Annotated in this window: 13 protein-coding genes and 1 pseudogene; 7 read left to right on the top strand and 7 right to left on the bottom strand. The window is 62.1% G+C overall.

The features are described 5' to 3' along the window. Positions 1-62: 62 nt before the first annotated feature. Complete coding sequence (locus P9272_RS25935; RefSeq protein ID WP_128258718.1) at positions 63-1,412, bottom strand: EAL domain-containing protein; 1,350 nt, start codon at positions 1,410-1,412, stop codon at positions 63-65. On the opposite strand from P9272_RS25935, the gene P9272_RS25930 reads away from it, so the two are divergent. After that, a complete protein-coding gene (locus P9272_RS25930) occupies positions 1,326-1,529 on the top strand; it encodes a hypothetical protein (RefSeq protein WP_278162824.1) in 204 nt (67 codons plus the stop codon). The two genes, P9272_RS25935 and P9272_RS25930, sit on opposite strands and share 87 nt — an antisense overlap. A 150-nt stretch (positions 1,530-1,679) precedes the next feature. Here the strand turns inward: P9272_RS25930 and P9272_RS25925 are convergent, their stop codons facing one another. Next, positions 1,680-3,479 (bottom strand): GtrA family protein, encoded by a 1,800-nt coding sequence (locus P9272_RS25925; RefSeq protein ID WP_278162750.1) that lies wholly within the window; start codon positions 3,477-3,479, stop codon positions 1,680-1,682. Positions 3,480-3,606: 127 nt separating this feature from the next. Between P9272_RS25925 and P9272_RS25920 the strand changes: the two genes are divergently transcribed. From P9272_RS25920 to gshB, 3 genes are all read left to right on the top strand, one after another. Next, a complete protein-coding gene (locus tag P9272_RS25920; RefSeq protein WP_128258673.1) occupies positions 3,607-4,611 on the top strand; it encodes a glycosyltransferase in 1,005 nt (334 codons plus the stop codon). Beyond that, a complete protein-coding gene (locus P9272_RS25915) occupies positions 4,611-4,985 on the top strand; it encodes a GtrA family protein (RefSeq protein ID WP_278162749.1) in 375 nt (124 codons plus the stop codon). Before P9272_RS25920 ends, P9272_RS25915 begins: the two co-directional genes overlap by 1 nt. A gap of 134 nt (positions 4,986-5,119) precedes the next feature. After that, positions 5,120-6,064: a glutathione synthase gene (gene gshB / locus P9272_RS25910; protein WP_278162748.1), complete on the top strand. Its 945-nt coding sequence runs from the start codon at positions 5,120-5,122 to the stop codon at positions 6,062-6,064. Between the two features lie 67 nt (positions 6,065-6,131). Here the strand turns inward: gshB and P9272_RS25905 are convergent, their stop codons facing one another. From P9272_RS25905 to P9272_RS25895, 3 genes are all read right to left on the bottom strand, one after another. Next, positions 6,132-6,737 (bottom strand): TetR/AcrR family transcriptional regulator, encoded by a 606-nt coding sequence (locus P9272_RS25905; RefSeq protein ID WP_278162747.1) that lies wholly within the window; start codon positions 6,735-6,737, stop codon positions 6,132-6,134. A 12-nt stretch (positions 6,738-6,749) separates the two neighbouring features. Further along, positions 6,750-7,169 carry an ester cyclase gene (locus P9272_RS25900; RefSeq protein WP_278162746.1) on the bottom strand — a complete coding sequence of 140 codons (420 nt, stop codon included), beginning with the start codon at positions 7,167-7,169 and terminating at the stop codon, positions 6,750-6,752. A 75-nt stretch (positions 7,170-7,244) separates the two neighbouring features. Continuing rightward, a complete protein-coding gene (locus P9272_RS25895) occupies positions 7,245-7,655 on the bottom strand; it encodes a hypothetical protein (protein ID WP_278162745.1) in 411 nt (136 codons plus the stop codon). A 388-nt stretch (positions 7,656-8,043) separates the two neighbouring features. Between P9272_RS25895 and P9272_RS25890 the strand changes: the two are divergent. Then, a pseudogene (locus P9272_RS25890) lies at positions 8,044-8,685 on the top strand (magnesium chelatase domain-containing protein); the annotation flags it as partial. 307 nt (positions 8,686-8,992) lie between these two features. Here the strand turns inward: P9272_RS25890 and P9272_RS25885 are convergent. Next, on the bottom strand, positions 8,993-9,787 hold the full coding sequence (locus tag P9272_RS25885) for an FkbM family methyltransferase (protein ID WP_278162744.1): 795 nt from the start codon (positions 9,785-9,787) through the stop codon (positions 8,993-8,995). Positions 9,788-10,541: 754 nt separating this feature from the next. Between P9272_RS25885 and P9272_RS25880 the strand changes: the two genes are divergently transcribed. Beyond that, positions 10,542-11,465, top strand: coding sequence for a sulfotransferase domain-containing protein (locus P9272_RS25880; protein WP_278162743.1), 924 nt, complete (start codon positions 10,542-10,544; stop codon positions 11,463-11,465). A gap of 149 nt (positions 11,466-11,614) precedes the next feature. Then, positions 11,615-12,649 carry a methyltransferase gene (locus P9272_RS25875; protein ID WP_278162742.1) on the top strand — a complete coding sequence of 345 codons (1,035 nt, stop codon included), beginning with the start codon at positions 11,615-11,617 and terminating at the stop codon, positions 12,647-12,649. 160 nt (positions 12,650-12,809) lie between these two features. Here the strand turns inward: P9272_RS25875 and P9272_RS25870 are convergent, their stop codons facing one another. Next, positions 12,810-14,033, bottom strand: coding sequence for a HipA domain-containing protein (locus P9272_RS25870; protein ID WP_278162741.1), 1,224 nt, complete (start codon positions 14,031-14,033; stop codon positions 12,810-12,812). Positions 14,034-14,275 lie beyond the last annotated feature (242 nt).

Genomic DNA, 14,275 nt, shown 5'->3' with positions numbered 1-14,275 from the left:
TTAATGTCTGACAAATGATCGCCGCTCCGCAGGGCGGCGCAGGTCAGGTCATTCGAACTCGGTCAGATCGCCTTGGCACGCAGCGCGCCTCGATAGGAATCGCGCAGATAGCCGAGGGTGGCGTCGGCATCGGCCGGCTTGCCGAACAGGTAGCCCTGACCGCCGGCGCAGCCGAACTGGACGAGGCGGTCGGCCTGCGCCTCGTCCTCGATGCCTTCGGCGACGACATCCATGCCGAGCCCCTCGCACATGGCCAGGATCGCTCGGATGATGTGCTCCGAGGGCCGGTCGTCCAGGATGGAGGAGACGAAGGCACGGTCGATCTTGAGCTTGTCGAAATGGAACTCGCGCAGCCGGCCGAGCGAGGACTGGCCGGTGCCGAAATCGTCCAGCGAGACGCGGATGCCGACGCGGCGGAGGTCCTCGACGATCTTCTCGGCCGAGGCCGGATCGTTCATCAGGCCGGTCTCGGTGATCTCGATCTCCAGGCGGCGCGGATCGAAGCCGGTGCGGTCGAGGATGGCCAGGATATGCAGTCCGGTGTTCTGGTCGACGAGCTGCGAGGGCGACAGGTTGAAGGACAGGAACAGATCCTTCGGCCAGCTGCGCGCCGCTTCCGTGGCCTTGCGCAGCACCAGTTGCGACAGCGGGCCGATGATGCCGCGTTCCTCGGCGATCGGGATGAAGACGGATGGCGGCACGACGCCGAGGTCGCGGTCAGTCCAGCGCGCCAGCGTCTCGAAGCCGATGGTGCGGCGGCTGTTCAAGTCGACGATGGGCTGGAAATGCGGCTCGACCTCGCCGGCCGAGACGGCGCGGCGCAGCGCCTGCTCGATGCGGGTGACGCGCTTGGCCGCCTCTTCCATCTCGCGGGTGTAGACGACGACGCGGCCGCGGCCAGAACGCTTGGCATGATAGAGCGCCGTTTCGGCCTTGTTGACGAGGATTTCGGTGGTCTCGTCGCCGGAATAAAAGAGCGAACAGCCAACCGAGGCCGACAGCCTCGCGGTGCGCTCGCCGACATCATAAGGCGCCGATAGGATCTCGATCAGCATGCGCGACTTTTCGGCGGCCTGCTCCTCCGAGAACACCATGGGGTAGAGATAGGCGAACTCGTCGGCGCCAATGCGGCAGACGGTCGAATAGCCATCCATGGAAGCGCGCAGCCGCATCGCCACCTGGATCAGGATGTCGTCGCCGGCCTTGTGGCCAAACAGGTCGTTGATCGGCTTGAAGCCGTCGAGGTCGAGGATGCCGACGGTGAAGGGCGCGGGGTCATCGGCGCGGTCGCTGATCAGGCGATCGACCTTGTCGAAGAAGCGACGATGGTTGCCGAGGCCGGTCAACGAATCCGTGAAGGCCAGATCCGTGTTTTCCCTGCCTGGCTGACCGGTGCCAAACGTCGTTTGCATCATGCCTCTGTTCTTATGTCGGTATTTTCGGCCACACTGGCAGCAAAGCGTTTAGGAAAAGTATCGGAAAATCGATTTTCCATCGTCCAAGAGTTGATCGCCTACGCTGCCGCTTGATCAGCTTCGGGCAAAGAACGCTTGTCTAGCACAAACATTCATTTATGCGTAATTTCTAATGCAAATATCTCACGATCTTTTCCCCATGCGCAGCTGCCGTTCATGCAAGTGCGGACGAAAAGCCGTTCCGCACTTTTCGGGACATTGCAATTAGCCGGCCTGCTTGACATGATAGAGTTCGATCGGACTGCCCTCGGTCTCGCTGACCGGCTCGAGCCAGTCCGGCACGCTGCCGCGCAGCAGGCCAGCCAGGAACCCCTGCGGCGCCTTTCGGGCCAGGGTCCGGCTCTCGAAATTGCCGGGGCAGATGGCGACGAGGCCGACACGATGCGCCTCGACGATCCGCCGCGCGTCATCCGCCGAGCCGAGAAATGCGTCCAGCGCCAGAAGGTTTCCGGCGACGTTGCGATGGTAGGGGCCGGCGAAGACCTTATGGCCGCTATAGACGAGGATCGGCGCGCCGAGGTTGGAGATCGCAAGCACTGTGGTGCCGGTCATGCCGCCAAGCGGCGCGAAGGTGGCCTTCGTCTCGCAGGCCCTGTCCATCGTGTCGAGGTCGGCGACAGCCGGGCCCTTTTCGAACGCCACCGAGGCGGCGGCGGCAACGCCGGTCCAGACCGGGTTGATCGAGACCAGCCATACGGCCGCAAGGCGCAGCGCCACTCCCAGCGAAGAGCCGGCTTCGGCCCGCGCCCGCCATTTCGCGATCCAGGCCGACAGCGGAATGACCGCGAACGCGATCGAGAAGGTGGTGCCGCGCAGCTGCCAGGCGCCGACCACAAAAGAGACGCCAAGCAGGGCCGCGACGAGGCTGTCCTGCCGCCGCCAGCCGCCACGGCGGAAGCGCAACGCCATCAGGATGATCGCGATCAGCGGCGTCGCATAACGCGCCGCCACGCGCGCCGGATTGTGGACGAGCAGCGTGAACAGCGACTGGGCCTCGTCGATATGGTCTAGCCACAATTCCTTGAGGCGCGGGTCGAGATTGGCATAGGGCGCCGAGAGGCATTGCGGGAACAGCGCCGCCACGACCACGCCGAGAACGAGGCCCAGCGCGGCCAGCGACGCCAGCCTGCGCCGCCAGTTACCGGCGGCGGGTTCGACCGAGGCGATCGCCGCCAGCCCGATCCCGGCGATGGTCGCGACAACGAACTGCGCAACCGAGAAGGCATCGCATTGCGCCACTGCCCATGCGGAAGGCGAGACTGTGGTGACGAAGACAAGCGCCGAGACGCCGGCGAAACCGAGGCCGAAATCCCGGGCGATCGCCCGCTCGCGGCTTGGATCGGTGACGAACAGCAGCGACACACAAGCACCGATGGCTGCGACATAAGGAGCGGTTTCCATGCCGACGGCGAGCGTCAGCGCGGCGCAGAGGCCGGACAACAGCGCAGCCCAACGCCAGGCAGGCGCCTCGAGCAGCAGAGCGAGGCTCGCCATGGTGAGCATCAGTTGGACGTTGTGATGGTCGAGCGCTCCCGGCGCATAGATGCCGACGAAATAATAGCCGGCGCCGCCGATGAGGATGGCGGGCAGCGCAGAGCCGGGCCCGCCGAAGCTGCGCGCGGCACGAGCGGTGAAGAACAGGGTCGACCAGAAGAGCAGCGCCGGCCACAGCACCTGCGCCACGTCCTCGGCAAGCGGCCTGCTGCCGGTGAGCGCCGAGGCGGCAAGCACGATCGCGGCGATCGGCGCATCCACCAGCCTGGACCAGTGCATGACGAAGCCGCCTTCCAGCCCCATACGATACTGGTGCAGGTCGAACCAGCCCTGACCGGCAAGCAGGTCGCGGACCTCAACGAGACGCAGCAGATTGTCATTGTCGCCGCCGGCGTCGGTGAGCGGCCCAAAGCCGGTCCACGCATCGACGGCGAGCGCGAGCAAGGCGGCAATCAGCGCCAGCACGAGGTCGGATTTCCAGGAGGCGGCGCCGGTGTCGGCTGTGCCCATTGCCGTGGCCTTTTGACGGGAGAGGATCGGCTTAAACCTAGCCTTAACGGCTTCAATAAATAGTAAAACGGCTCGACGGACCGGCATCAGGCCGGCCGGAGGCTGGGTCGGGCGTCCGGAGACAGACATGCCGCATGCAGTCCGCCACGAGCCGGTCATCGCCGTGCTCCTGCCTTGCTACAATGAGGAGCTCACGATCGGCGAGGTCGTGCGGCGCTTCCGCGAGACCCTGCCGTCGGCAGCGATCTATGTCTACGACAACAATTCCAAGGACCTGACGGCGCTGAAGGCTCGCGCCGCCGGCGCCATCGTCGTGCGCGAGCCGCGCCAAGGCAAGGGCAATGTGGTGCGGCGCATGTTCGCCGACATCGATGCCGACATCTATGTGATGGCCGATGGCGATGGCACCTATGCGCCGGAAGACGCGCCGCAGCTGATCAACGTGCTGCAGACCGAGCGCTCGGACATGGTGGTGGGCACCAGGCGCGGCGTGACCGACGATGCCGGCCGCAACGGCCACGCCTTCGGCAACCGCATCTTCAACCGGCTCTACAAGGGCCTGTTCGGGGCCGATTTCACCGACATCTTCTCCGGTTACCGGGTGTTTTCGCGCCGCTTCGTGAAGAGTTTCCCGGCCGTCTCGGGCGGCTTCGAGATCGAGACCGAGATGTCGGTGCATGCCTCGCAGCTGAAGCTGCCGGTGAGCGAGATGGCGCTGGATTACGGCCGCCGCCCGGAGGGCTCGTCGTCGAAACTGTCGACCTTCCGCGACGGCGCCAGGATCCTGTGGATGTTCGCCATGCTGGTGAAGGAGACGCAGCCGCTGCGCTTCTTCGGCACGTTCGCGCTGTTCTTCCTGGCGGCGAGCATCGGCCTGATGATCCCGGTGCTGATCGAATTCGCGGAGACCGGATTGGTGCCTCGCATGCCGACCTGGGTGCTGTCGATCGGCATGCTGCTCCTGGCCATGCTCTCCATGATGACCGGGCTGATCCTCGATTCGGTGTCGCGCGGCCGGGCCGAGCAGAAGCGCATCTTCTATCTGTCGATCTCGTCCCGCCGGGCGGAACGCGGGACACCGGCGCAAGCCTCACCGAAGAGCGAGCCGGGCAAGGCCTCGCGGGCAGCATAGTGGGCCGCCTCGTCCGCTTCATCCTTGCCGGTGGCATCGGCTTCGCCGCCGACGCGACGGCGCTGTGGCTGCTGCTTGCCACGTCACCGCTTGGCGCGCTCTCGGCGCGCGTGCTGTCGATCGGCTTCGCGCTCTGCGTCACCTGGCAGATCAACCGCCATCTGACCTTTTTCCCGTCGAGCCGGAGCATAGCTGAGGAAGGCGCGCGCTATGGCGGCGTCGGCATCGCCACCAGCATCGTCAATTACCTGGTCTACTGCGCCGTCCTGCTCGCGCTGCCGGCGCTGCCGCCGCTGGCGGCGCTCGCCATCGCCTCGATCGTTGCCATGTCGCTGTCCTTCCTCGGCTATTCCAGGCTGGTCTTCGACCAGTAAGCTTCTGCACCAAGCAGGCACGATTGGCAGACGCTAACGAGTTCCGTATATCGACGGCTTGCCTTAACGCAATTCCGGACAGGAAGCCCGCTGTATATCTTTCTCGGAATTGCCCGCCTCGTCGGAGACCTAAAATGCCGCTCAAGATCGCCGTCCAGATGGACCATGTCTCCACCGTGTCGATCGCCGGGGACACGAGCTTCGCGCTGTCGCTGGAGGCGCAGCGGCGCGGCCACAAGCTCTTCCACTACACGCCCGACCGGCTGTCGATGCAGGACGGCAAGGTGTTCGCGCGCATCGAGGAGATGCAGGTGCGGGACGAGAAGGGCAACCACTATTCGCTGGGCGAGAAGGTGCGCACCGACCTCTCCGAGATGGACGTGGTCCTGCTCAGGCAGGATCCGCCCTTCGACATGAACTACATCACCACCACGCACATACTGGAGCGCATCCATCCGAAGACACTGGTGGTCAACGACCCGGCCTGGGTGCGCAACAGCCCGGAAAAGATCTTCGTCACCGAATTCCCCGACCTGATGCCGGAAACGCTGATCACCAAGGATCCCCAGGAAGTCGCCGCCTTCCGCAAGGAATTCGGCGACATCATCGTAAAACCGCTCTACGGCAATGGCGGTGCGGGCATCTTCCACCTGCACGAGGCCGACCGCAATCTTGCCTCGCTGCTCGAGATGTTCGGCCAGCTGTTTCGCGAACCCTATATCGTGCAGCGCTACCTCAAGGACGTGCGCAAGGGCGACAAGCGCATCATCCTGATCGACGGCGAGCCGGTGGGCGCCATCAACCGCGTGCCCGCCGAGCACGATTCCCGCTCCAACATGCATGTCGGCGGCCGCGCCGAGAAGACCGAGCTGACGGAGCGCGAGCGCGAGATCTGCGCCCGCATCGGCCCGGCGCTCAGGGAGCGCGGCTTCATCCTCGTCGGCATCGACGTGATCGGCGACTGGATGACCGAGATCAACGTGACCTCTCCGACCGGCATCCGCGAGGTCAAACGCTTCGGGGGCGCGGATATCGCCCGCCTGTTCTGGGATTGCGTGGAAGGTAAGCGGGGAAAGTAGCCCGGGCAGCCGCGACAGTGCTCACAAGGCACCCCCGAGACGGCGCGTGATACGGTCGCGCCGTCGATCAATGCTCACGTTTTTGCGCCGCCGTGACCAGTGTCTTTATGGCCCAGCGCTTCACTTCACGCGCTTCCGCATCATCGATTTGGAGGACGTCCTTGCAGACCACCATGGCCTCCGGTCCCAGGAGGATCGCCAGCGACTTCGCCAGCCTGTCGAACTCTTCCGGGTCGTACCGGCCGCGCGCGGGTTCGAGAGCGGCTTCGATCAGGGGCGTGCGGCGGTTCTGGCGCGCGGGGAGATCGCTGTCCTCGCCCGCCTTGGTCCGTCTATCAATGGACTGCGCCAGCATTGCACGGAGCGGAGCCTCGTTAGCGAGGATCATGTCGTGCAGCGCATCGTCGGCGCGCGCGACGCGCACCACCGGATCGGCCGAGGATTCATCGGCGAACAGCTCTTGTGGATCGGGCACGGCGATGTCGATGGAGGCTTCCAGGAGCAGCGCGTCGATGCTCGGGAAGTAGCGGTAGGCCGTCGCCCGTGAGACCAGCGCCTCCGCCGCGACATCTTCCAGCGCCGGCTGGCGGCCCTGTTTGATCAGCCGTGTCGCGGCCTCAAGCAGGTCCTTGCGAGTCCGGCGCCGTTGGTTCGACCTTCCGGCCTTACCCACTCCAGTCATTGGTCAGTCCTGTGGCAGTTGCCGAATGATCGCGGCAAGATCGAGCCAGACGTTTTCCCGCCTGATGTCGCCTTGATCGTTGAACTCTATGACATGGAGCAGCCGGAACTCCAAAGCCCGATCGCGACCTTCAAGCCCAAACGGCCGACCTGGCGCGCGGCCCCGCCATAGCGACTCGTCGACAAGGAAACCGTCGCCGTAAAGCCTCCTGATGCAACTGACCGAGCTTTCCGCCAGGTCGGAAAACGTAGCCTCGTAGAAGGCGCGGGCGGCGTCGCGTCCATGGGACGGGCCGAACGGCCAGCCGACGACGTCATGCTCGACGTCCTCGGATAGCGTCCGCAACACGCCTTCAACGTTGTCGCTTGCCTCGAAACCGAAATGCTCGTCGATCTTCCGATCCATGTCCTGGGTGGTAAGCATTATCCTGGTACTCATTTCTTCGCTGTGAATTGAAGGGAACGCCGCAGCCTCGCGCCGCGGACGTGGAACACGGTCCTACTTGGTTGAAAGTTTATCCCCGGCCCGGCGAGCCTGCGGCGACAGGAAATACATGTGAATGTCGTAGTGCGGGATCTCGTAGCCCTGGTGGCCGTTTGGTTCGAACCCGATGTCCACGTGGTTGATCGCAGGTTGCCGCTTGCCGCCAAACCAAGGCGCAAGCTTGTTGTGCGAAACGCCTTCGGCGAAATCCTTCTGCGAGATCATGTATTCCATGCAGGTGATGTGGCCCTGAACGACGCAATAGATCGGGCCGAACGGCAGATTGGCGGGGTTTGCCCAGTGCTCGCCCATGCCGGGCACATAGGGTGAGACCTGCACCACGCCGGCCGGCAGGACCTCGGTTCTCGGCAGCCGACTGAGTTCAGCCTTCAGCGATCCGGCAGCCGCAGGGCCCGCTACGCCCATGGGAGTTACAATCGCCAGCGTCGCTGCGACGATCGTTCGGGTGGCGGGCCGCGGGCGCGTCCACCGATTGCGCTCAGAGATTTGGCGATGGAGTGGTCTGGTCGAGAGCATATGGGATTCCTAGTGAGGTTGGTGATGGGGTGCCTCATAATGAGACTTTTGTCTCATTGCAATATTAATCTTACTAAGAGATTCGTTCAAACGCACCAGCCTCTTCTTGGCGCCGACGGACGACGCCCCCGAAGCGCGCGATGACGCGCGGGAGGCAAAAGAGATGTTCCCCTAATGTTCTTGCCCAAACCGGAAATCTGTGGTTGTTTAGCCTGATCTCGCTCGCGGTCTGATGGCAGAGCCGCGTGCGGGCATGTATCCGGGGGCTAGAGACGAGATGGTGGCGCGGGTTCGCACGGTGGCTTTCCAGGGCATCGAGGCCTTGCCGGTCGATGTCCAGGTGATGGTCGGGCCGGGCAAGGTCGGCATGCAGATCGTCGGCCTGCCGGACAAGGCGGTGGCCGAGAGCCGCGAGCGTGTGCAGGCCGCGCTCCACGCGTCCGGGCTGTCGATGCCTTCGAAGAAGGTGACGGTGAATCTCGCGCCGGCGGATTTGCCCAAGGAAGGCAGTCATTACGACCTGCCAATCGCGCTCGGGCTGATGGCGGCGCTCGGCGCTATCCCTGGCGACATGCTCACCGGCTATGTGGTGCTGGGCGAATTGTCGCTCGACGGCACGATCGCCGGCGTAGCCGGGGCGCTACCGGCGGCGATCGGCGCCAATGCCGACGGCAAGGGCCTGATCTGCCCCTTCGCCTGCGGACCGGAGGCCGCCTGGGCCGGTAAGGATTTCGATATCCTGGCGCCGCGCAGCCTGATCGCGGTCGCCAACCATTTTCGCGGCACGCAGGTGCTGTCGCGGCCCGAAGCCGGCATCCAGCTTGCGGCGCGCGACCTGCCGGACCTCGCCGACATCAAGGGCCAGGAAAGCGCCAAGCGGGCGGTCGAAGTGGCTGCCGCCGGCGGCCACAACCTCCTAACATTGTGGCTAATTAAACGGCGCGATGATCGCCGCCCAAAAGTGACCGTTAGATCAAATTCCAGGGAGAATGTGAGCTTTTTTCCGTCCGGAATTGCGCAAAAAACCAAAGAAATAATGCTGGCCAACGAGCCGTGTCGATTTCCTTGGCCATCGAAGTAGCATCAAATGCTAACCACGCAGTTCAAGCAAGGTCCGTATCAGACCCGAAAGCCGAAATTTGGCCGGCGAGGTCGCCTTGCCGCCGGCGCTTCGCTTCGACTGTCGACACCACCCTTGATAGCGAGTTCGGCCGTTCGCGCACCAACTATGTGGTGCTCCAAAGCCGGCAGGCTTTTTTTTCCAACAATGGCCGCATAAGGCCGTCAGGGCGTCTGAAGGCGACAATGTCCTCGGAGAATTCCGGATCGTTCGGCTCGGCCAAGCGCACCATCAAGCGCTCCCATCCAATTGGTTCGATGGAAACGGCGTTCTGATCTATGATAGCCGCCGCGAAGCCGTTTGCGACAAGCAACTCGCAGAGATCATCTACACTCGCTCCGCATTCCTTGAGCATCACCGGCGCTATTTCGCAAAGCAGTATGATCTCGTGTTGATGGGTGCTGAGCAGATTCAGGCTGCCGCGAAGAACGTGCCATTCGCTACCCTGCACGTCGAGCTTGATGACGAGCGGACGGCAACGGACGCCGGTATAGTCGTCGAGGCGGCGGACCTCTACACTCACGGTGCGACGCCCGGCACGCAACGGTCCCAGCCGGTGGTCCCCCAGGTTGTCCGCGCTCAGATTCAGGACATCGACACGACTGCTATCCGACAGCGCCCATTCGTTTACGACGACATTTCCGAGGCCGCTTAGCGCGACGTTCGTGCGCAGTTTCTCAAGGTTCTGCTGCTCCGGCTCGAAACTATGAACTTGCCCTCTCGCGCCAAGTTGGTGGCCGGCGACTACGCTGTGCCAGCCAATGTTGGCACCGACATCGATTAAATCCACGTCATTCCGGAGCAACTCAATGAGCAGGGCGGTCGTGGCCTTCTCCCACATGCCGCCGTGAATGATCGACTGAGAGACGTAGATATCTTTCGGACCGTGGGTTTCAAACAAGAACCGAGGGAGTCCACTAAGCGCAATCGAGCGCCGGTTTTGGCTTACAGGCCGATGGAACCTGTCCCTTATCCAGCGCAAAGGTTTCACAATGACCCCCTATTCCTTGGTAATCGACGTTACTCCCGTCTTGGCCTTGTCTTAACATCGATTTGCAGGCAGGCACGATGGCCTCCCCGGTGATAAAGACTTGCGCTTCGTGGCCGCACCTAAGCCGATCGAATGGACTTCTGTGACCTGGGGTGTATCCGGCCGCTTCGTCGGCGGCAGCGGGTGGATTGACTGCGCTAATGGTGTGGTCAATTAAGCGGCGGGGACAATCGGGGCCAAAGCGGCGCTAGGGCACCACCTGCCGGTCTGGTTACGACCGCAAAATGCGAAGGTCGGCGCATGCTACGTCAGCGGGGCACATCGATCTCATACAAACGAGGCTCGACCGTATTCGCTTTCATGTACTGGCCAATCCGTAACCGCACCGCAGCATCGATTTCGTTACCTAAGCGCCTGCTAATGTGATAAGTGCTGGTCAAGTTTGCAGCCGCCGAGTGCCAACGAAAGTCTCACGTGTCGCTGCGAGCAGAAAGGGTCAATCGCCTACCCTGCGGCTGGTCCTCGTCCTTTTTCATTTATTCACAACTGTCGCGCTGGCCACACGCGCCCTCCGCACAGGACCGGGTGCGCGTGCCCAAAACGCCAAAAGACGAGCGAAAACATTCGCATGACTTGGCAACTTGCCTATAGGGAGAGAGATAGAATGAATGATTCTGTGGAAAGCGCCGCCGCCCGCAGGGGACCGCCGTGGATCGACCCCGGAATACAACAGAACATTGAGTGGCGCGATGGTGACATCGTGATCTCGGTGCCGCCCAAGAGCGGCACGACATGGACGATGAATATCGTCCATCAGCTGCTCGCCGGTGGCACCACGGAGTTCCGGGACATTTACGAGGAAGTGCCCTGGATCGAATTTCTGAGCAATCCCAGACAAGCTCATCAGGAGGTTCTGGATCGCATAAGCGCTATGCCTACCGATCGCCGCCGCGCGTTCAAGACACATTCCGCGCCGCCACAGGTGCCGTTTCTGACAACAGGATCAGACCGAAAGGTGAAATACATCGTCGTTTTTCGCAATCCTGAAGAGGCCCTCGTCTCATTATGGCCGTTCCTCGAGAAACACGCAGACGAATGGTTTGACCTCTGGCAGATGCCGAGGGCGGCGCTGTGTCGACCGGACTTCCCATCCTTTTACTCCGAGGTCGTCGAGAACCATGGCATGCAGGGAGCATTCTTCGGCTTCCTGGCTGCCTGGTGGCCACTCCGGGAAGAGCGGAACGTCCTGTTCATCCATTTTTCGGATATGAAACGGGATCACGAAGCATCTATCCGAAGGATGGCCGGTTTCCTGAACGTCGATCCGAGTGACGATCAGTGGCGGGCGATCCTGGAATACACCTCGTTCCCGTGGATGAAACGGAATGAAGATAAATTCGAGGCGAGAACTGCCGGCAAGGTTCCAATTCTCAAGTCGGGCGCAATGCTACGGAAGGGGGAAGCCGGCAAGGCGAAGTCCGACGGCATGACGGACGATATTTCGCGACATCTGCGCGAAATCGGCGGCCAGATTTGCCCCGATACCGCCGCCGTAAACTGGCTTTACGAAGGGGGCGAGCTTCGCTGACCGGCCCCCCGGGCGGTGCACGCCGGAACTCCTGACGATCGGCGGCCTCGTCCTGGATCTGGGATTCCACGCGGACGGGTGTTCATTGCCCATTGTGGGACGGATAGCTCTGTCGTGATATTGTCGTGCCGGTCACAATGTGGGGAACTATGACCGAGACGCTCAAAACTGACGTCGACCGCGAGGAACTGGATCTGCTTTTGCGCGGATTTCAGGTGTCGCGCATGCTCAGGCTAATCGCCGATCTCGGGGTAGCGGACAAGATCCCTCCGGATGGGCTGGTCATGGTGGAAGTTCTCGCCGCCGCTTGCGCCGTTCTGCCCGAGCCTATGCTGCGTGTTCTGCGCGCGCTGGCTGCGTTCCGGATTTTCGAGGTTACAGCCGACGGAGCCATTGCACATACGCCGCGCTCGCGTCTGCTTCGGACGGACACGCCAAACAGCCTGCACCACGCGGCCCGCTTCTGGACCGGACCTGGTTCATGGGGCGCCTGGGACAAACTGGACGTTGCGATGACGGGCGGCACGCCGCATGAGGCCGCCTGGAACATGGGCCGCTTCGCCTATCTCAAACAACACCCCGAGGAAGCCCGCCTGTTCGACGCCATGATGGCGAATTTCCCCGACAACCGGCACGCCGCCGTGGCCGCCGCCTATGATTTCTCCGGTGCAGGTCTCATCGCCGATATCGGGGGCGGCAATGGTGCGGCGTTACGACAGATCCTCGCACGCTTCACCACGCCGCGCGGCCTTGTCTTTGACCGCGAGGACGTCGTCGCTGCCATCACTCCCGATGACCTGATGAAGGGGCGCATCGCCGCCGAGGGTGGTAGCTTCTTCGACAAGGTGCCGGACGGCGCCGACATCTACATGCTGATTCGGGTGCTGCATGACTGGCCCGACGAGGATTGTCTGCGCATCCTGCGGGCTTGCCGTGCGGCGATGGGAGCGCACGCAAGGTTGCTCCTGGGCGAACAAATCCTGGAACCAGACCCCGCACGTGGTCGGGCAACCGGCTATCTCATCGACGTCCAGATGATGGCCATGTTCGGTCGCGCCCGCCAGCGTAGCGAGGCTGATTTTCGCTGCCTGTTAAATCAATCCGGGTTTTCGTTGTACCGGGTCATTCCCACAGCTTCGCCGGTCTCGATCATCGAGGCTGAGCCGATCGCTGGCCCTTCTTAGGGCTCGGAAAGTGTCGTGAGGTAGTGTGTCCGGCTCAGGTCAAGCCTCGACACTCAGACGGCGGACGTTCCATGCTGACATTGCGGCTAATTAAACGACGCCTTCAGAGCGTGAGATTGGCCAACGAAATTTCCCATCGGGTGGGCAGTTAGGCGTTGCCTCACGTTTCTGAACAGGTGCCCAGAATCCGTGTCATGACCTTTATATGCTCGTCGATGCGCTCCAGAACCATCGCGGGCACCACTTCGCGCTCAGGCAGACGCCACCATCGCTCGTTGACGAGCGTGACGGTCTCCACCACAGCTGCCAAGACGGCCATCTCGGTCAGCGCTGCGCGGCTTGCGAACGTTTTCCATCTCGATGCTGTCAGGGCCTTGAAAGACCGTTCTTTGCCAAGCGACAGTGCCATAGCGTCGGTCGGGATGTAGGGCACGGTTGATAGCACGTCGTAGACCGGGGCAAGTGCGGGTGTGTCGCCATCTTCAGCGTAGATCAGCGACCAGTTCTTGAGATGCATATCACCATTGCCGGTTAGGGCTGCGAGGGCTAATCGACGAACAAACTCAAGAGCCGCACTAGGTGAAACGGCCCCGTTCAATATGGCTGCTACATCGTGAAAAGCGGCACCCTCATATTTCCTTGAGGGGTGGATGCCGAAGACTTGGGCGAAGTCCTCAACGTGGATTCTTTGGCCAATGGGACTTCTGTCAAAACGCTTGACCAGCAGAACCTTGCGCTCGGAGCGCATCGTAAATTCCTCAGGCAGCTCCTCGAACTTAGATTCCTCAACCAGCTCGTGAGCTGGAACCTCCATCCCGATCGCCGCTGCAAGAGCCAGGTTGGCGAATTCGTTCTCTGAAAGACCCGGGAAGGCTGCAGGCGGAAACTTTGCGATATAACGCCCAAGCGTCCCATCCATCGGCAACGAAAGGGCGCCAGTTTTCGTGTTCCTCGTGACGGACAATTTCAGTTGCACGCCCGCCAAGGAGAAACGAGCCTTCGGCCTCTCATCTAAGTGTGGGCCATCGCTGGGCAAAACTTGCACTGCCCCGGACAGATCAGCGCCAAGAATTGCAAGGAGATCGAAATCGTTCCGTCGCCTTGCAGTTGGATGGTGCCGTTCCATCGCCTCGCGCAGCCTACCTTCCGGCAGAAGGTTGGCAAAATAAGGCGGCAGGATGCCTGCAAGGGGCTTCGGAGTACGAAGCCTTCCAGTCGGCGAGCGAAATGAGAGGCTAAGAATCGGAGAGCCGCCCGCTGCGCGATAGTCATCCTCGAATTGGAAGGTATAGACGGGACTGCGAACAATGGTACCGATCTTGCGGTCACTCAAAAGCACATCAAGGGAATGTATCGACTTCAGCGATTGTGAACCGTGGACCATCGAAGAACCGAGAAAACAAAAGGCGGAGTTTAGGCTGGCTTCACGCCTCTTTCGCCGTGAGGCTTCGAAGGTCGATAACGTAAGCCTTCTCGCAGCAGTCGACGTGCCCTTAGCCGGCCGTCACGAACGGTTTGTCCTCTGGTAGTTGGGAAGCCTGCCAACTCGTACGCCTTCAGCATCGATCCAAAGCGTTCGTCGAAAACGTGATGCTTGGGGAGATTCGGATCCCCATCCACTAGGGC

This window comes from Mesorhizobium sp. WSM4976 (assembly GCF_029625685.1).
Lineage (GTDB): Bacteria > Pseudomonadota > Alphaproteobacteria > Rhizobiales > Rhizobiaceae > Mesorhizobium.
This window is presented reverse-complemented; position numbering and strand designations above follow the sequence as displayed.